The sequence below is a fragment of the Mesorhizobium sp. KR9-304 genome (assembly GCF_040049215.1).
GTDB lineage: Bacteria > Pseudomonadota > Alphaproteobacteria > Rhizobiales > Rhizobiaceae > Mesorhizobium_K.
Map to the genome: position 1 here is coordinate 1,538,291 of NZ_JBDZDN010000001.1, position 16,660 is coordinate 1,554,950.

The 16,660-nt window shown below is 65.8% G+C and carries 17 protein-coding genes; 13 read left to right on the top strand and 4 right to left on the bottom strand.

The features are described 5' to 3' along the window. Positions 1-21 precede the first annotated feature (21 nt). From ABLE71_RS07305 to ABLE71_RS07315, 3 genes are read right to left on the bottom strand one after another with little or no spacing between them, the layout of a single operon-like run. Positions 22-660, bottom strand: coding sequence for a 2-dehydro-3-deoxy-6-phosphogalactonate aldolase (locus ABLE71_RS07305; protein WP_348782683.1), 639 nt, complete (start codon positions 658-660; stop codon positions 22-24). After that, positions 657-1,643, bottom strand: a complete 987-nt coding sequence (locus ABLE71_RS07310) for a 2-dehydro-3-deoxygalactonokinase (protein ID WP_348782684.1) — start codon at positions 1,641-1,643, stop codon at positions 657-659. Before ABLE71_RS07310 ends, ABLE71_RS07305 begins: the two co-directional genes overlap by 4 nt. Next, complete coding sequence (locus ABLE71_RS07315) at positions 1,643-2,407, bottom strand: SDR family oxidoreductase (protein WP_348782685.1); 765 nt, start codon at positions 2,405-2,407, stop codon at positions 1,643-1,645. Before ABLE71_RS07315 ends, ABLE71_RS07310 begins: the two co-directional genes overlap by 1 nt. Positions 2,408-2,675: 268 nt before the next feature. Here ABLE71_RS07315 and ABLE71_RS07320 point away from each other — a divergent pair, with 268 nt between their 5' ends. The 12 genes from ABLE71_RS07320 to ABLE71_RS07375 all read left to right on the top strand — a co-directional run bounded on the left by ABLE71_RS07320 (position 2,676) and on the right by ABLE71_RS07375 (position 15,516). Next, a complete protein-coding gene (locus ABLE71_RS07320) occupies positions 2,676-4,853 on the top strand; it encodes a malate synthase G (protein WP_348782686.1) in 2,178 nt (725 codons plus the stop codon). A 22-nt stretch (positions 4,854-4,875) separates the two neighbouring features. Beyond that, entirely contained in the window at positions 4,876-5,553 is a 678-nt protein-coding gene (gene tsaB, locus ABLE71_RS07325; RefSeq protein WP_348782687.1) for a tRNA (adenosine(37)-N6)-threonylcarbamoyltransferase complex dimerization subunit type 1 TsaB, read from the top strand. Positions 5,554-5,595: 42 nt separating this feature from the next. Then, positions 5,596-6,087, top strand: coding sequence for a ribosomal protein S18-alanine N-acetyltransferase (gene rimI / locus ABLE71_RS07330; RefSeq protein WP_348782688.1), 492 nt, complete (start codon positions 5,596-5,598; stop codon positions 6,085-6,087). 54 nt (positions 6,088-6,141) lie between these two features. Beyond that, positions 6,142-6,945 (top strand): lysophospholipid acyltransferase family protein, encoded by an 804-nt coding sequence (locus tag ABLE71_RS07335; RefSeq protein ID WP_348782689.1) that lies wholly within the window; start codon positions 6,142-6,144, stop codon positions 6,943-6,945. Positions 6,946-7,053: 108 nt separating this feature from the next. Continuing rightward, positions 7,054-8,415, top strand: a complete 1,362-nt coding sequence (gene miaB, locus ABLE71_RS07340; RefSeq protein ID WP_348783687.1) for a tRNA (N6-isopentenyl adenosine(37)-C2)-methylthiotransferase MiaB — start codon at positions 7,054-7,056, stop codon at positions 8,413-8,415. Positions 8,416-8,495: 80 nt separating this feature from the next. After that, positions 8,496-9,491: a PhoH family protein gene (locus ABLE71_RS07345; RefSeq protein ID WP_348783688.1), complete on the top strand. Its 996-nt coding sequence runs from the start codon at positions 8,496-8,498 to the stop codon at positions 9,489-9,491. Positions 9,492-9,537: 46 nt separating this feature from the next. Next, a complete protein-coding gene (gene ybeY / locus ABLE71_RS07350) occupies positions 9,538-10,029 on the top strand; it encodes an rRNA maturation RNase YbeY (RefSeq protein WP_348782690.1) in 492 nt (163 codons plus the stop codon). A gap of 26 nt (positions 10,030-10,055) precedes the next feature. Continuing rightward, positions 10,056-11,135, top strand: a complete 1,080-nt coding sequence (locus ABLE71_RS07355; RefSeq protein ID WP_348782691.1) for a hemolysin family protein — start codon at positions 10,056-10,058, stop codon at positions 11,133-11,135. Between the two features lie 109 nt (positions 11,136-11,244). Beyond that, the gene (gene lnt, locus ABLE71_RS07360; protein WP_348782692.1) at positions 11,245-12,828 is read left to right on the top strand and encodes an apolipoprotein N-acyltransferase; all 1,584 of its coding nucleotides are present in this window, start codon (positions 11,245-11,247) and stop codon (positions 12,826-12,828) included. Between the two features lie 128 nt (positions 12,829-12,956). After that, positions 12,957-13,379: a helix-turn-helix transcriptional regulator gene (locus ABLE71_RS07365; protein ID WP_348782693.1), complete on the top strand. Its 423-nt coding sequence runs from the start codon at positions 12,957-12,959 to the stop codon at positions 13,377-13,379. Positions 13,380-13,541: 162 nt separating this feature from the next. Further along, a complete protein-coding gene (metK, locus tag ABLE71_RS07370; protein WP_348782694.1) occupies positions 13,542-14,807 on the top strand; it encodes a methionine adenosyltransferase in 1,266 nt (421 codons plus the stop codon). Positions 14,808-14,817: 10 nt separating this feature from the next. Next, the gene (locus tag ABLE71_RS07375) at positions 14,818-15,516 is read left to right on the top strand and encodes a tRNA (guanosine(46)-N(7))-methyltransferase TrmB (RefSeq protein ID WP_348782695.1); all 699 of its coding nucleotides are present in this window, start codon (positions 14,818-14,820) and stop codon (positions 15,514-15,516) included. A 48-nt stretch (positions 15,517-15,564) separates the two neighbouring features. Here the strand turns inward: ABLE71_RS07375 and ABLE71_RS07380 are convergent, their stop codons facing one another. After that, entirely contained in the window at positions 15,565-15,729 is a 165-nt protein-coding gene (locus ABLE71_RS07380) for a hypothetical protein (RefSeq protein WP_348782696.1), read from the bottom strand. 280 nt (positions 15,730-16,009) lie between these two features. Here ABLE71_RS07380 and rimP point away from each other — a divergent pair, with 280 nt between their 5' ends. Next, complete coding sequence (rimP, locus tag ABLE71_RS07385; RefSeq protein ID WP_348782697.1) at positions 16,010-16,642, top strand: ribosome maturation factor RimP; 633 nt, start codon at positions 16,010-16,012, stop codon at positions 16,640-16,642. The last annotated feature ends 18 nt before the right edge of the window (positions 16,643-16,660 follow it).

The following is a 16,660-nucleotide window of genomic DNA, read 5'->3' on the forward strand; positions in this document are numbered from 1 at the left end:
TTGTTTGGCCAACGAAGAGCCTCACGAGGCTCCGGTAGCGAAGACAGCGTCCCAAGCCGCGACGGCGGCGATGGCGCGGCCGGCGACCGCCTCGACGCTCAGTCCCGGGGCGTAGAGGCTGGAGCCCAGCCCGAAGGTCGAGACGCCGATTTTCGCGTAGTCGCCAAAGTCCTTCTCGGAGACGCCGCCGACCGCGCCGGCGATCGTTTCCTTGGGCAGCACGGCCATGATCGCGGCGATGCCTTTCGCGCCAAGCGCGCTCGCCGGGAAGAATTTCAGCGCCGAGGCGCCAAGCGACAGCGCCAGGAAGGCTTCGGTCGGGGTGAAGACTCCGGGCATGGTGACCATGCCGTGATGGACGGCACGCTCCATGACTGATCGGTCGATGTTGGGACTGACCAGTAGCCTGCCGCCGGCGCGATGGAGGCTGTCCACCTGCCCGGCCGTCAGCACCGTGCCGGCGCCGACCAGCGCCGACTTCGGTAGCGAGCTTGCGAGCATCTCGATCGAACGGAACGGATCGGGCGAATTCAGCGGCACCTCGATCGCCTCGATGCCGGCTTCGAAGACGGCGGCGCCGATGGCCAGCGTCTCGTCGGGCTTGACGCCGCGCAGGATGGCGACCAGCCGGCGGCGGAGTGTCGGGAAAGGAACGGTCATGGCGCGAGGCTTTCGGATGCGGGGCCGGTCGAGTCCGCACCCATCCAGCCGAGGCGCTTCGCCGCCTCGAACAGCCCGGCGCGGACGGCTTCGTCGGCATCGGCGGCCAGGACCGTGCAGCCGGCCAGCTTCAACGCCGCGGCATAGAGCGAGCCTAGCGGGCCGGAGGCGACGAGGATGACCTTGTTGGCCGGCGGATTGAACATCCGGCGCGCCGAGGCAATCTCGGCGCCGATCAGAAGGCCGGAAAGCGTCGCCGACGCGTCTTCCGGCGCGAGATCGTTGAGCAGCGTCGCGGCGCGGATGCGGAAAAGGGAGGGGCCGATATCGCCGCCCTGGCCGAGCGCCTCCGCGCAGGCGGCGACGAAGGCCGGCGTGTCGGGGAGCGGCGGCGCGGCGTTTTCGCCGAGCGAATGGCGCAGGATCGACTGCGTGGACAGGACTGAAAACAGCTCGCCGGTGAGCCAGGTGCGGAAGCCGGAAATGACGCCGTCCTCTGCCTCGACCCACTTCGAGTGGGTACCGGGCATGCAGATGACATGCCGGCCGGAGGCAAACAGCGGAAGCAGGCCGGCAAGCTGCGTTTCCTCGCCGCGCATGACGTCCGGCGTTTCGGCGCTGCGCTGCGCCAGCCCCGGCAGGATTCTGATTTCTCGCGGCTGGCCACCCCCCTGGCCAAGCCCCTGGCCGGGCACCGGAACGGCGCCGGCGAGGATGCCGTCGAGACCGGCCGGCAGCGTCACATAAGGCGCCTCGATCCAGCCCTGGCGCGCCCCGGCCATGCCGCAGATGATGGCGGGAAGGATTTCCGATGCCCCGGCGGCGGCGAGGTGTTTTTCCAGAATCGGTCCAAAGCCTTCGGCGCTCGCGGTGAGCATGCCCTCGCCGCTCCGCCGCTCGGCAAGTACCATGCCCGCCGCGTCGAGCAGCCAGAGCCGGAAGCTCGACGTGCCCCAGTCGACGGCGGCGACGGCCGGCTTCATCACAGATAGCCCCCGTCGACGACGAGCGTCTGCGCGGTAAGCATGCGCGAGGCGTCGGAGGCAAGGAAGAGGCACGGGCCGACCATGTCGTTGGGTTGCATGACCTCGCGGATGCATTGCTTGGCGACATGGGCGGCGAGCCCTTCCTCGGTGACCCACAGCTCGCGCTGCCGCTCGGTGATCACCCATCCGGGAGCCACGGCGTTGACGCGGATGCCGTGCGGGCCGAGCCGTCCGGCGAGCCCCTTGGTGAGTCCGACGATGCCGGCCTTTGCGGCCGTGTAGGACGGCATGTCGGGATGGTTGATCAGAAAGGAGGTCGAGGTGAAGTTGATGATCGAGCCTTTGCGCACCGCGATCATGCCGTCGGCGACGGCCTGTGCGGTGAAGAAATGCGGCCGAAGGTTGATCGCCTGATTGTTGTCCCAGAACTCCTCGGTGACCTCTGCGATATCGTGGCGCTGATCATAGGCAGCGTTGTTGATGAGCACCGTGACCGGCCCGTGCGCCGCGGCGGCCTCGGCCGCCGCCCTGCGCAACGCTGCGATGTCGCGCAGATCCGCCTTCAGGAAGAGCGGACGGTGCGCAACATCGAACAGCTTGTCCACCAGCGCGCGGCTCGGCGCTTCGGCGATATCGATGAAGGCGACTTTGGCGCCCTGACGCGCGAACCCCTCCGTCAGCGCGGCTCCGATGCCGCTGCCGCCCCCGGTTATCAAGACGGAGGCGCCTTCGAGATCGGGAAAACGCGCCGATGGCATCATGTGTGGTCTCACCCTGGATTTTTGCGCGCCATGATATCGGCGATGCTTGTGCAGAGGGCAAGACCTTTGCCGACGCCAGCCCAAATCGATTTATAGGGACAGCAGCGGTGTGAGATCCGCGAGAGTCCCCACCGACGGCAGGTGCGGAATCACGCAATCTTGCGGCGGCCCCAGGCTTTCTTGGACGCAGGACGAATTGACCCTCCCGGCTTTGCGTGATCAAAGGCCGGAAATTGGGCGGAAAATCCGATCTTTGGAGATGAGTGGAATGACCGATCGCGTAGAGATCGCCGGCCTGCAGATTGCCCGCGAGCTGCATGATTTCGTCGTGGAAGAGGCCATTCCGGGGACCGGCATCGACGCCCGGGAATTCTGGGCCGGTTTCTCCAACATCGTCCACGAGCTTGGGCCGCGCAACCGCGCGCTGCTTAAGCGCCGCGACGATTTGCAGGAGAAGATCGACGCCTGGCACCGCGAACATGGCGCGCCGGTCGACATGGAGGCCTACAAGAACTTCCTCACGGAGATCGGATATCTCGTCCCGGAAGGCGTGTCCTTCCAGGTAACGACCGAAAACGTCGATCCCGAGATCGCCACCATCGCCGGGCCGCAGCTCGTCGTGCCGGTGATGAACGCGCGTTATGCGCTCAACGCCGCCAATGCACGCTGGGGCTCGCTCTACGACGCGCTCTACGGCACCGATGCGATCACCGACACCGGCGGCGCGGAGAGGGGCAAGGACTACAATCCGATACGCGGCGGCAAGGTCATCGCCTGGGTGCGCAATTTCCTCGACGAGGTCGTGCCCCTCGATGGCGCCAACTGGCGGGGCGTTCGAGGTTTCTCGGTTGCCGATGCGAAGCTGGTGGTCGCGCTCGATGGCGGTCGGGAGACGGGCCTGAAGCAGCCTGGGAAATTTGCCGGCTATCTCGGCGAGGCGTCCGCGCCAAGCCAGTTCCTGATGAAGAATAACGGCATCCATATCGAAGTGCTGATCGACGCCGGCTCGGCGATCGGCAAGACCGATTCTGCGCACATTTCCGACGTTTGGCTGGAATCGGCGCTAACGACCATCCAGGATTTCGAGGATTCGATCGCCGCGGTCGACGCCGAGGACAAGGTGGCTGCCTACCGCAACTGGCTCGGCCTGATGAAGGGCGACCTTGGGGAGGAGGTCGAGAAGGGCGGCAAGACCTTCACGCGAAAACTCAACCCGGACCTCGACTACAAGGCGCCGGACGGCTCGCTCTTCGAGCTGAAATGCCGCTCGCTGATGCTGGTCAGGAACGTCGGCCACCTGATGTCGAACCCGGCGATCGTCGACCGCGAAGGACATGAGGTGCCCGAAGGCATCATGGATGCGGCGGTCACCGCGCTGATCGCGCTGCATGACGTCGGCCCCAACGGAAGGCGCAAGAATTCCCGCGCGGGCTCGGTCTATGTGGTGAAGCCCAAGATGCATGGGCCCGACGAGGTGGAGTTCGCGGTGGAGATCTTCGCGCGCGTCGAGAAGACGCTGAAGATGCCCCACAACACCATCAAGATGGGCATCATGGACGAGGAGCGGCGCACGACGGTCAACCTCAAGGAGTGCATCCGCGCAGCCAAGGAGCGCGTGGTGTTCATCAACACCGGTTTCCTCGACCGCACCGGCGACGAGATGCACACCTCGATGGAAGCCGGGCCGATGATCCGCAAGGGCGACATGAAGCAGGCGGCGTGGATTTCCGCCTATGAGGCGTGGAACGTCGACACCGGGCTCGAATGCGGCCTGTCCGGCCACGCGCAGATCGGCAAGGGCATGTGGGCGATGCCGGACCTGATGGCGGCGATGCTGGAGCAGAAGATCGGCCATCCCAAAGCCGGCGCCAACACCGCCTGGGTGCCGTCGCCGACCGCCGCGACGCTCCATGCGACGCACTACCACAGGGTAGACGTGCATGCCGTGCAGGAGGGGCTGAAGAAAAGGCCGAAGGCCAAGCTGGACGACATCCTGTCCATTCCGGTCGCCGTACGGCCGAACTGGACGGAAGAGGAAGTCCAGAAGGAGCTCGACAACAATGCGCAGGGAATCCTGGGTTATGTCGTGCGCTGGATCGACCAGGGCGTCGGCTGCTCCAAGGTGCCGGACATCAACAATGTCGCGCTGATGGAGGACCGCGCCACGCTGCGCATCTCCTCGCAGCACATCGCCAACTGGCTCCATCACGGCGTCGCCACCAGGGAGCAGGTGACGGAGACGCTGAAGCGCATGGCGGCGGTCGTCGACAGGCAGAACGAGGGCGATCCGCTCTACCGGCCGATGGCGCGCGACTTCGACAAGTCGATCGCCTTCCAGGCCGCCTGCGATCTCGTGTTCAAGGGCCGCGAGCAGCCGAACGGCTACACCGAGCCGGTGCTGCATGCGCGCCGGCTGGAGCTGAAGGCGCGGGACCGGGCGGGATGACCCGCGCGGGCGACGGCGCTTCATGATCCTGCTCGCCATCGACACCGCCTCGGCGCTCTGCGCGGCTTGCGTCTATGACAGCGTGGCGCGGAAGGTATTCGGCCGCGCGGTGCTCGATCTTGGCAAGGGCCATGCCGAGCATCTGATCGGCGTCGTCCACGATGCCATGGCGCAGGCGGACGTCGATTTTTCTGCGCTGGAGCGGATCGCAGTCGCTGTCGGGCCAGGTTCCTTCACCGGGGTCAGGGTCGGCGTGTCGGCGGCGCGGGGTTTCGCCATGGCCCTGAAGATTCCCGCAGTCGGCGTGACCACGCTGGAAGCGGTCGCGGCGGAAGCCCGGGAAACGTTCGGCGCCAGGAACGTGATGGCGGTGCTCGACGGCGGCCGCGGCGAGATCCACGCGGCAGTCTATGATGAAGCGGGCCGGGAAATCATGGCGCCGATGGCCATGACCCTCGCCGACGCAGCCCGGATGGCACTGAAGCACTCGGCCCTGCTCGCCGGTTCGGCAGCCGCGGCGGTCGCGAAGGAAGCCGGGCCGGAGCCGCGGGTCGGGCCGGAGCGAGCGACAACGGATATCAGGATCTACGCCGAGCTCGGCGCCGCCAAGCAGCCAGGCGAGAAGCCGAAGCCGCTTTATCTGCGCGAGGCGGACGCCAAGCCTCAGGCGGGTTTCGTGCTGCCGCGAATCCGGTCATGATCGCGGCTGGATCGCTCGCATGCCGGCAAAAGATCAAACCTGATGCGCATACCCTTCCTGACCACCAAGAGCCGTGACTATACGCTGGAACCGCTGACCGCGGCCGACAGCCCGGCGATCTCGAAAATCCATCGCGAGGATTTCGCACGGCCCTGGACCGACGGCGAATTCGCCAGCCTGCTCGGGCAGGACACGGTGTTCGGCTACGCGGCCCGCGAGACCGGCCGCGGCGGCTCGCCGCCGGTCGGCTTCGTGCTGGCGCGGCTGGTGGCCGGCGAGGGCGAAATCCTGACGGTGGCGGTGGCCCGGACACATCGCAGGCACGGCCTGGGCTGGCGGCTGATGGATGCGGTGCTGCGGGAACTTCACGGCCAGCGCGCCGAGGCGCTGTTCCTCGAGGTGGACGAGACCAACGCGCCGGCGATCGCGCTCTACCGGCGGCTCGGTTTCTTCGAGGTCGGCAAGCGGCCGCGCTACTACGAGTCGGCCCAGGGAAAGAGCGGCGCGCTTGTCATGCGCCGCGATCTTCGCTAGCGGATATGTTTCGCGAAGCATGATCTGGTCATGCTTTAGAGGGCGCTGCGTAAGATGATCGGCAGGATCCGGCTCGTGGTCGCGCTCGGCGGCGTCGCCGTCTCGACGCTGGCGCTGGTCCCGCTGCAGCTGGTCGCCATGAAGACCAGGCTGTGGAGCGAGTGGCCGGTGCTGCGGCTATGGCACAGGGTGAACGTCCGTGCGCTCGGATTTCGCGTTCATCAGCACGGCCAGCTGACGGACAAAAGGCCGCTGGTCGTCGCGGCCAACCACATCTCCTGGACCGACATTTCCGTCATCGGCTCGCGCTGCGACGTCTCCTTCATCGCCAAGGCCGACATGGCCGCCTGGCCTGTAATGGGCTGGCTGGCGCGGCTGCAGCGCACCATCTTCATTGAACGCGAGCGCAGGCGGACCTCCGGCACGCAGGCAAGCGAGATCGCGCGGCGGCTGGCCGCCGGCGAGGCGGTGGTGCTGTTCGCGGAAGGCACGACGGGCGACGGCAATGTCATCCTGCCGTTCAAGAGCACGCTGTTCGGCGCGGCCACCATGGCGATCCAGGAAGGCGCGGCCGACAAGGTCTATATCCAGCCGCTGACCATCGCCTACACCCGCTTCCAGGGCATGCCGATGGGCCGCCGGCACAGGCCGCTGGCCGCCTGGATCGGCGATACCGAGCTTGCGCCGCACGCGGCGGCGCTGCTCAGCGAAGGCGCGGTGGACGTGGAACTGCATTTCGGCGAGGCGATCGAATTTTCGGCAGGCGACAACCGCAAGGAGGCGACGCGGCGCGCCGAATCCGAAGTGCGCGCCATGCTGCAGGCCGCGCTGGCGCGTCCCATTCCCAGCAAGCGTTAGCCCGCCGGCAGAATCGTCTGTTTTTCGTCATCAAAAGCCGCTAGAAGCCGCGAAATGGAATTGGAAAAGATCGAACTGGCCGGAACCGCCGACCGCGCGGAAGGCGATATGACCCTGCCGGCGGCGGGCGCGGCGAAAAAGGTCTTCGTCAAGACCTATGGCTGCCAGATGAACGTCTACGACAGCCAGCGCATGTCGGATGCGCTGGCCGCGGAGGGCTATGCCGGCACCGACCGGATCGAGGACGCCGATCTGGTGCTGCTCAACACCTGCCACATCCGCGAGAAGGCGGCCGAGAAGATATATTCGGAACTCGGCCGCATTCGCGACCTCAAGGCCGACAGGGCGAGCCGTGGGCTGGAGACGGTGGTCGGCGTCGCCGGCTGCGTGGCGCAGGCCGAGGGCCGCGAGATCATCCGCCGCCAGCCGGCGGTCGACCTGGTGATCGGCCCGCAAACCTATCACCGCCTGCCGGAAGCGCTGCGGAAGGCCCGGAACGGCGACAAGGTGGTCGAGACCGACTACGCCATCGAGGACAAGTTCGAACATCTGCCGAAGCCGCGCCGGTCCGAGATCGTCGGCCGCGGCGTGACGGCCTTCCTCACCGTGCAGGAGGGCTGCGACAAGTTCTGCACCTTCTGCGTGGTGCCCTATACGCGCGGCTCGGAAGTGTCGCGCCCGGTGGCGCAGATCGTCGCGGAAGCCGAGAAGCTCGCCGAGGCGGGCGTCCGCGAGGTGACGCTGCTCGGCCAGAACGTCAACGCCTGGCATGGCGGGGGACCGGACGGCGGGGAATGGGGCCTGGGCCGGCTGCTTGCCCGGCTGGCGGAAATCCCCGGCATCGCGCGGCTGCGCTACACGACCAGCCACCCGCGCGACATGGACGACCAGCTGATCGAGGCGCACCGCGACCTGGCCGCGCTGATGCCCTACCTGCACCTCCCGGTGCAGTCGGGCTCGGACCGCATCCTCAAGGCGATGAACCGCCGCCACACGACGGCGGACTATGTCGGGCTGATCGAGCGCATCCGCGCGGCACGGCCCGACGTGGCGATTTCGGGCGACTTCATCGTCGGCTTCCCCGGCGAAACCGACGCGGATTTCGACGCGACGCTCGAACTGGTCAGGACGATAGGCTACGCTCAGGCCTTCTCGTTCAAATATTCACCGCGCCCCGGCACGCCGGGCGCCGAGCTGAAGGACCAGGTCGCGGAAGCGGTGAAGGACGAACGCCTGCAGCGTCTGCAGGCTCTGCTTTCGCGGCAGCAGCGGGATTTCACCGCCGCCATGGCCGGCAGGGTGATCGACGCGCTGATCGAGAAGCCCGGCCGACAGCCCGGCCAGCGTGTCGGGCGTTCGCCCTGGCTGCAGCCCGTTATTATTGATGAAACCGTTGGCGAAATCGGTGACATTGTTTCAGTGCGAATCACGCGGACGGGCCAGACAAGCCTGTTTGCAGAGCCGGCCTGATGCCGGCTGAAGAGGAGAGACGATTGAGCGCTACCGAGCTGAAGAAGCCGCCCCCCAATCTGGCGTCCGGGGCTTCCGACATGGCGCACATCGTTCTCACCTTCGACAACAACCGGCTGGCGAGCGCGCTATACGGACAGTTCGACGAGAATCTGGCGCGGCTGGAGCAGAAGCTCGGCGTCGACATCCGCTCGCGCGGCAACCAGCTCACCATCAAGGGCTCGTCGTCGGCCGCCGAGCAGGCGCGTCGTGCCCTGGACAGCCTCTACGACATCCTCCAGAAGGGCGCCGACGTCGGCCAGTCGGACGTCGACGGGGCTGTGCGCATGGCGATCGCAGCCGACGACCAGCTGACGCTGCCGACCCTGGAGCGCAAGGGCAAGATGGCCGCCGCTGAGATCGCCACCCGCAAGCGCACGATCTACGCCCGCTCGCTCAACCAGGACGCCTATATGCGCGCGCTGGAACGCGCCGAGCTCGTCTTCGGCATCGGCCCGGCGGGCACCGGCAAGACCTATCTCGCGGTCGCCCATGCGGCGATGCTGCTCGAACGCGGCATGGTCGAGCGCATCGTCTTGTCGCGGCCCGCCGTCGAGGCTGGCGAGCGGCTCGGCTTCCTGCCGGGCGACATGAAGGAGAAGGTCGATCCCTACCTGCGGCCGCTCTACGACGCGCTCTACGACATGATGCCGGCCGACAAGGTCGAGCGGGCGATTGCAGCGGAAGTGATCGAGATCGCGCCGCTCGCCTTCATGCGCGGCCGCACGCTCGCACACGCCGCCGTCATCCTCGACGAGGCGCAGAACACCACGCCGATGCAGATGAAGATGTTCCTGACCCGCCTCGGCGAAGGCTCGCGCATGATCGTCACCGGCGATCCGACGCAGATCGACCTGCCGCCGAACACCAAGTCCGGACTGGTCGAGGCGTTGCGCATCCTCGACGACGTGCCGGGCGCCGTCACCGTACGCTTCAACGACACCGACGTGGTCAGGCATCCGCTGGTCGCCGAGATCGTCAAGGCCTACGATCGCGAGGCCAAGATGGCGCGCGGACTGGGCGCCGGCGAGGATTGACCAGGCCTTAGCGCCCAAGGAGCGGCCCGTCCGGCCGCAATCGTTTATGCCCTCACCGCGCAAGCCCCGGATCGACATCGACATCACCGTCGAAGCCGGCGCGTGGCCGCCGACGCGGGGGCTGAGGGGCCTCGTCCGCAAGGCCGTGGATGCGGCGCTGCAAGAAACCGGCGTCGATGCCGGGACCGGCTCCGAACTCAGCGTGGTCTTCTCCGACGACGCGCATATTCGCCGGCTCAACGCTGGCTGGCGCGGCAAGGACAAGCCGACCAATGTGCTGTCCTTCCCCGCTTTCCCGGTCGAGTTGGGCGTCCCGATCCCGCCCATGCTGGGCGATATCGTGCTGGCGGCCGAGACGGTAGCGCGCGAGGCGACGGTGGAAGGCAAGCCCCTCGACCACCATATCACGCATCTCGTGGTCCACGGCCTGCTGCATTTGCTCGGCCACGATCACGAGGACGAGGCGGAGGCGGAGGTGATGGAGGCGTTGGAGAAGGCAGCGCTGGCGAGGCTTGCCATTCCCGATCCCTACGCGTAACAGAAATGGAAACCAGCCGGACGACGATGAACGATATCCCTGAGCCTGCCGCGCGGCCCGAAGCAGGCGGCGCGAAAGCCGAGACGACGGAAGAGGGTCCGAGTCCCAGTCAATCCAGGTCGCCGGCCGTGGCGGTCGAAGCCACGGCCGACCGGCCGTCCTTCTTTGAACGGGTAGCCGGCCTGTTCAGGCACAAGAACGGCTCCAGCCTTCGCGAGGAAATAGTCGGCGCGCTGGCCGAGGCGACGACGGATGTGGAATCCTTCTCGCCTGGCGAGCGGGCGATGCTCAACAACATCCTGAGGTTGCGCGAGGTGCGCGTCGAGGACGTGATGATCCCGCGCGCCGACATCGAGGCGGTCGAGATCGGCACGACGCTCGGCGAACTGCTGACGGTGTTCGAACAGTCCGGCCATTCGCGCATGCCGGTCTTCGCCGAGACGCTCGACGATCCCAGAGGCATGGTGCACATCCGCGACGTGCTGGCCCACATCACCAAGCTCGCCCGGGTCAAGAAAGGCCGCGGTGCTCGCAAGACGCCGGCGCCGGCGCTCGACTTCGCCAATGTCGACCTGACGAAGACGATCGGCGACCTCAACCTGATGCGCACCGTCCTGTTCGTGCCGCCTTCCATGCTTGCCTCGGACCTCATGGGGCGCATGCAGGCTAGCCGCACCCAGATGGCGCTGGTCATCGACGAATATGGCGGCACCGACGGGCTGGTGTCGCTCGAAGACATCGTCGAGATGGTCGTCGGCGACATCGAGGATGAGCATGACGACGAGGAGGCGATGATCACCCAGGCGGGCGACGGCGTCTACATCGTCGATGGCAAGGCCGAGATCGACGAGGTCGCCAGGCTGATCGGCGAGGATTTCAAGGCTGGCGAGCATGGCGAGTATGTCGATACGATCGGCGGCATGGTGTTCAATACGCTCGGCCGGGTGCCTGCGCGGGGAGAAGTCGTCCAAGCCATTCCGGGCTTCGAGTTCCATGTACTCGACGCCGATCCGCGCCGCGTCAAGCGCGTGCGCATCGTCGACATCATGAAGGCCGAGCGCCGCCGTCGGGCGGCGCGCACCGAACAGCCGCTGCCGAATTCCTAGTCGCGTCACCACCGGTTCATTCCGCGCGTGAAAAGAACTAACGTTCCCCGCGTGATTCTCTGACGCGTGACCCCGGCGGTCATGCCACGGCTCGAGAGGGGCGGAGCGCATGGAGCGCCTGGCGGGGCGGATAATTCTGCTTTGGGGCTGGCGTCGGCTGGCGGCAGCCTTTGCCGCCGGCGCGTTGTTGGTGCTGACGCAGGCGCCGTACGATTTCTTCGCGGCCGGCTTTATCTCCCTGCCTGTGCTGGTCTGGCTGCTTGACGGCGCGACGGCGCAGCCTTCACTCAATCCGCTGAGCCGCCTGAAGCCCGCCTTCGCCACCGGCTGGTGGTTCGGCTTCGGGTATTTTCTAGCGGGGCTCTGGTGGATCGGCGGCGCCCTGCTCGTCGAGGCGGAGAGTTTCGCCTGGGCTTTGCCCTTAGCGGTCCTTGGCATCCCGCTGATGCTGGCCTTCTTCTACGGCTTCGCCACCGCGGTCGCCCGCATCTTCTGGACCAACGGCATCGGCCGCATCGCGGCGATCGCCTTCGGTTTCGGGCTGGCGGAATGGCTTCGCACCTTCCTCTTCACCGGCTTTCCATGGAATCCCGTCGGACTGGCGGCGATGCCGACGCCGCTGCTGATGCAAAGCGTAACCGTGACGGGCGTGACCGGGATGAACGCGCTTGCCGTCTTCGTCTTCGCCACGCCAGCGCTGCTTGCCGCTAGGCGCAGCCTGCGTCTTGGCCTCATCCTTGCCGCGGTGATGATCGCCGCGCATGCCGGCTACGGTTATATAAGACTGAACTCGCCGGCGGATGCGTCCGCCGACAAACTTGCCGTCCGGATCGTGCAGCCGTCGATCGACCTGTCGGAGAAATGGGACGATAGCGTCCGCGACCGAGTCTTCGCCACGACCATGGAACTCTCCGCGCGGCCTCCCCAAGCCGGCCGGCCGGCGCCGCAGCTCGTGCTGTGGCCGGAAACCTCGGTGCCCTTCTTTTTCACGGAGCGGCCCGATGCGCTCGCCGCGATCGGCGAGATGCTGAAGCCCGGCCAGACACTGGTCGCGGGCGTCGTGCGCGAGGAGGCGAGGGGTGGCGAGCCGCTCTACTACAATTCCGTCATAGCCATCGACGACGGCGGCGAGATCGTCGGCGCGGTCGACAAGGTGCATCTCGTTCCGTTCGGCGAGTACATCCCGTTCGCGGACGTTGCGGCGCGCTTCGGCATCGGGCAATTGGTCGCAGGGCCGATGAATTTCGTCGCCGGCAGCCAGCGTCATCCGCTCGAACTGCCGGGGGGCATCAAGGCCTCGCCCTTCATCTGCTACGAAATCATCTTCCCCGAATTGGTGGCGGTTGACGTTGCGTCAACCCGGATTATTGTGAACGTCACAAATGACGCCTGGTTCGGGGAGACGCCCGGCCCCTACCAGCATTTCCGCCAGGCGCAGGTGCGGGCTGTGGAAAACGGATTGCCGCTGCTGCGTGCCGCAAATAACGGGATATCGGGCGTCATCGACGCGCGCGGACGCGTCATCGACGCCTTGGCGCTGAACGTCAGGGACGTTGTGGATGTCGAGCTGGAGGTGCCCGACGCGCCGTCTGCCGCCGTACTTCGGCCGCGGCTCAACGGCTTGGCGATCCTGGGTATCCTTGCGGCGTTCGCATTGGCGGGAAGGGTCAGGCAGCGGCTGCAGGCGAATTGACAGCAGATATATTAGAAATTCATACTGGAACGGTCCGGCATAAAGAGCTTGCAGCCGATCGTTGGGGATAGGGGTGCGCCGGGATGACAAGTAAAAACGAGAAGCCGGCTAAGGTCGGCGAGGAAAAAATGGCAGACAAAGACAACAAGAAGAAGCCTAACCCTACTGATATGCACGTTGGGAGCAGGATCAGGCTTCGCCGCAATATGCTCGGCATGAGTCAGGAAAAGCTGGGCGAAAATCTCGGCATAACCTTTCAGCAGATCCAGAAATACGAGAAGGGAACGAACCGCGTCGGCGCAAGCCGTCTGCAGGCCATCGCCAATATACTCGGCGTTCCCCCCGCATTCTTCTTCGAAGACCTGCCCGGTTCCGAGACGGCCGGCAATCGCGGCTTCGCCGAAGATCCATCCGCCGCCTTCGCGCTCGACTTCTGCACCAGCGCGGAAGGGCTTCAGCTCAACCGCGCCTTCGTCAGGATCGCCGATCTCAAGGTGCGCCGCAGGATCATAGAGCTGGTGAAGAGCCTCGCCTCGGACGAAGTCGGCTAGTTTCTGACCGTTAGCAGGCGCTTGGGCCGGCGTTGTTGGAAAACTGTTTCCGAACCGCCTGCCCGCGAGGCCAAACGCCGCTTGACGAATCCGGTGCGGCGTCGGTAACACGGGTCCCGCCCGAAGCCGGCTGTCGCCGGCCAGCCTTCGAGAGGGACACCCGTGCAGCGGCAGAATTATCTCTTCACCTCGGAATCCGTTTCCGAGGGACACCCGGACAAGGTCTGCGACCGCATATCGGACGAGATCGTCGATCTGGTCTACCGCGAGGCAAAGAAGGCCGGGATGAACCCCTGGGACGTGCGCGTCGCCTGCGAGACGCTGGCCACGACCAACCGCGTCATCATCGCCGGCGAGGTGCGCGTGCCCGACACGCTGCTGAAGAAGGCCAGGGATGGCTCGATCCTGCATAACGCCGCCGACTTCCCCGTCATCAACCCGGCGAAGTTCAAATCTATCGCGCGCAAGGCAATTCGCGCCATCGGCTACGAACAGGAGGGCTTCCACTGGAAGACCGCCAAGATCGAAGTCTTGCTGCACGGCCAATCGGCCGACATCGCGCAGGGCGTCGATAGCGCCGCCGACCGCCAGGGCGAGGAGGGCGCGGGCGATCAGGGCATCATGTTCGGCTATGCCTGCACCGAGACCCCGGACCTCATGCCGGCGCCGATCTACTACGCCCACAAGATTCTCGAACTTCTCGCTGCCGCCCGGCATTCCGGCAAGGGCGACGCCGGCAAACTCGGCCCCGACGCCAAGAGCCAGGTGACGGTCCGCTATATCGATGGCAAGGCAGCCGAGGTCACGCAGATCGTGCTCTCGACCCAGCACCTCGACGGGAGCTGGGATTCCAAAAAAGTCCGCAAAGTCGTCGAACCTTATATCCGCGAGGCGCTAGGCGATCTTCGGATCGCCGACGACTGCAACTGGTACATCAATCCGACCGGCAAGTTCGTTATTGGCGGGCCTGACGGCGACGCCGGCCTGACCGGCCGCAAGATCATCGTCGACACCTATGGCGGTGCGGCGCCGCATGGCGGCGGCGCGTTTTCCGGCAAGGACACGACCAAGGTCGACCGCTCGGCCGCTTATGCGGCGCGGTACCTCGCCAAGAACGTGGTCGCGGCCAAACTCGCCGACCGCTGCACGATCCAGCTGTCCTACGCCATCGGCGTCGCCCAGCCGCTGTCGGTCTATGTCGATCTGCACGGCACCGGCAAGGTCGAGGAGGCGAAGCTGGAAGAGGCACTGCGCCATGTGATGGACCTCTCGCCTTCCGGCATCCGCAAGCATCTCGACCTCAACAAGCCGATCTACGCAAAAACCTCGTCCTACGGCCATTTCGGCCGCAAGCCCGGCCGCGACGGTTCCTTCTCCTGGGAGAGGACCGACCTCGCCAAGGCGCTCAAGGAAGCCCTGGCCGGCTGAAACGATCGATATGACCGAGGGCCGTAAGAGCCGTTCGACCGAAGCCTTCTTCGGACGGCGGCGCGGCAAGACGATTAGTCCGCTGCAGGCGACGGCGCTTGACGAAGGGCTGAAGCGCTATCGGCTCGATCTCGACCAGCCGGCGCCGACGGATATCGCAACGCTGTTTCCGGCAAAACTCTCGGATGTCCGCCTCGAGATCGGCTTCGGCGGCGGCGAACATCTCCTCCACGAGGCATCTAATCACCCCGAAACCGGCTTCATCGGCGTCGAGCCCTTCGTCAATTCGATGGCTAAGACGATGACCGCGCTAACGCAAAAACCGCTCGCCAATCTGCGGGTCCACGACGACGACGCGACGCGGCTGCTCGACTGGCTGCCGGATCGCTGCCTGGCGGGCATCGATCTTCTCTATCCCGATCCATGGCCGAAGAAGAAACATTGGAAGCGGCGCTTCGTGAGCCAGGTCAATCTCGGTCGTTTTGCGCGCGTGTTGAAGGTGGGAGGAAGTTTCCGGTTCGCTTCCGACATCGACAGCTACGTCAACTGGACGCTGCTTGCCTGCGCCGCGCATGGCGGCTTCGCCTGGCAGGCGGCGGATTCGGCGGAGTGGAAGACACCCTACGCGGGCTGGCCGGGTACGCGCTACGAGGCCAAGGCCTTTCGGGAAGGGCGCCGTCCCGCCTACCTGACGTTCCGGAGAGTTTGATCGACATCGATGCGAAGGCTCCCGCCTTCGCACCGAACTCGTATCCGCTTAGCGGCGGATGATCTTGTTGAACGCCTTCGGGTCGATGCCGAGCATGCGCAGGTCGCTGGCGCGCGGCCGCCTGTTGGCCTCGACCGCCCTGGAGGCGGCGACGGCGCTGCCGAAGACATCGAAGAAACCGCCAAGGGCGGAAAGAGCACTGCGGGGGCTCATGGGATCTATCCTTCGTTCAAAGATGCGCAACACTTATGCTGCGCTGCAACATAGATAGGGAGTCGCTGACCCCGCCGACATAGCCATCCCTGCAACGGTGCCATGCGGCAGGCGCATCGGTGACGATTGGGCAGCACCCGCCGCGGGGCGGCGCGAATGGGCCGCGGGGCTTGAAAGCGCCCGGCCATTGGTCTATATCAGCTTCAAATTCTTGGTCGGTACGACGAAGAGTGGGTCCACCCGGTCCCGCTCTTTTTTATTACCTCCCGACGGAGACAAGATGACGGCAATTGCAGGCGATACAACCGGAGACGACCGCATCATCCGCGAAAGCGGCATCGATGCGCGCATCGCTTCGGTCGTGGCGCCGGTGCTGCGCGGAATGGGTTTCCGCCTCGTGCGCGTGCGGCTGTCGGGCCAGAACGGGCTGACGCTGCAGGTCATGGCCGAACGTGACGACGGCACCATGACAGTCGAGGACTGCGAGGAGGTCAGCCGGGCGATTTCGCCGGCGCTGGACGTCGCCGATCCCGTCGAGAAGGCCTATCACCTCGAAGTCTCTTCGCCTGGCATCGACCGCCCCCTGGTCAGGAAATCGGATTTTTCCGCCTGGACCGGACATCAGGTGAAGATGGAGACGTCGATCCTGGTCGCCGAGCGCAAGCGCTTCAAGGGCAGGATCGCCGAGGCCGGCGACAACGACGTGCTGATCGAGCGCGACGTGCCGGCCTACGGTGACGAGCCGACGGTCAGGGTGCCTTACGAGGTGATCGCCGAAGCCAGGCTGGTGCTGACCGACGATCTCATCCGCGACGCGCTGTCCAAGGACAACAAGGCGCGCAAGGAAGCAAAGAAGCGCCGCGGCGAGCCGGATGAGGCCGACGCGGAAGTCGAAACCGAAACGCAGGATTAAGTGCGTCCCGCCACGGCG

Coding starts and splice junctions, on each gene's coding strand:
- ABLE71_RS07305 (WP_348782683.1), bottom strand. CDS start 660: ATGACCGTTCCTTTCCCGACACTCCGCCGCCGGCTGGTCGCCATCCTG.
- ABLE71_RS07310 (WP_348782684.1), bottom strand. CDS start 1,643: ATGAAGCCGGCCGTCGCCGCCGTCGACTGGGGCACGTCGAGCTTCCGG.
- ABLE71_RS07315 (WP_348782685.1), bottom strand. CDS start 2,407: ATGATGCCATCGGCGCGTTTTCCCGATCTCGAAGGCGCCTCCGTCTTG.
- ABLE71_RS07320 (WP_348782686.1), top strand. CDS start 2,676: ATGACCGATCGCGTAGAGATCGCCGGCCTGCAGATTGCCCGCGAGCTG.
- tsaB (WP_348782687.1), top strand. CDS start 4,876: ATGATCCTGCTCGCCATCGACACCGCCTCGGCGCTCTGCGCGGCTTGC.
- rimI (WP_348782688.1), top strand. CDS start 5,596: ATGCGCATACCCTTCCTGACCACCAAGAGCCGTGACTATACGCTGGAA.
- ABLE71_RS07335 (WP_348782689.1), top strand. CDS start 6,142: ATGATCGGCAGGATCCGGCTCGTGGTCGCGCTCGGCGGCGTCGCCGTC.
- miaB (WP_348783687.1), top strand. CDS start 7,054: ATGACCCTGCCGGCGGCGGGCGCGGCGAAAAAGGTCTTCGTCAAGACC.
- ABLE71_RS07345 (WP_348783688.1), top strand. CDS start 8,496: ATGGCGCACATCGTTCTCACCTTCGACAACAACCGGCTGGCGAGCGCG.
- ybeY (WP_348782690.1), top strand. CDS start 9,538: ATGCCCTCACCGCGCAAGCCCCGGATCGACATCGACATCACCGTCGAA.
- ABLE71_RS07355 (WP_348782691.1), top strand. CDS start 10,056: ATGAACGATATCCCTGAGCCTGCCGCGCGGCCCGAAGCAGGCGGCGCG.
- lnt (WP_348782692.1), top strand. CDS start 11,245: ATGGAGCGCCTGGCGGGGCGGATAATTCTGCTTTGGGGCTGGCGTCGG.
- ABLE71_RS07365 (WP_348782693.1), top strand. CDS start 12,957: ATGGCAGACAAAGACAACAAGAAGAAGCCTAACCCTACTGATATGCAC.
- ABLE71_RS07375 (WP_348782695.1), top strand. CDS start 14,818: ATGACCGAGGGCCGTAAGAGCCGTTCGACCGAAGCCTTCTTCGGACGG.
- ABLE71_RS07380 (WP_348782696.1), bottom strand. CDS start 15,729: ATGAGCCCCCGCAGTGCTCTTTCCGCCCTTGGCGGTTTCTTCGATGTC.
- rimP (WP_348782697.1), top strand. CDS start 16,010: ATGACGGCAATTGCAGGCGATACAACCGGAGACGACCGCATCATCCGC.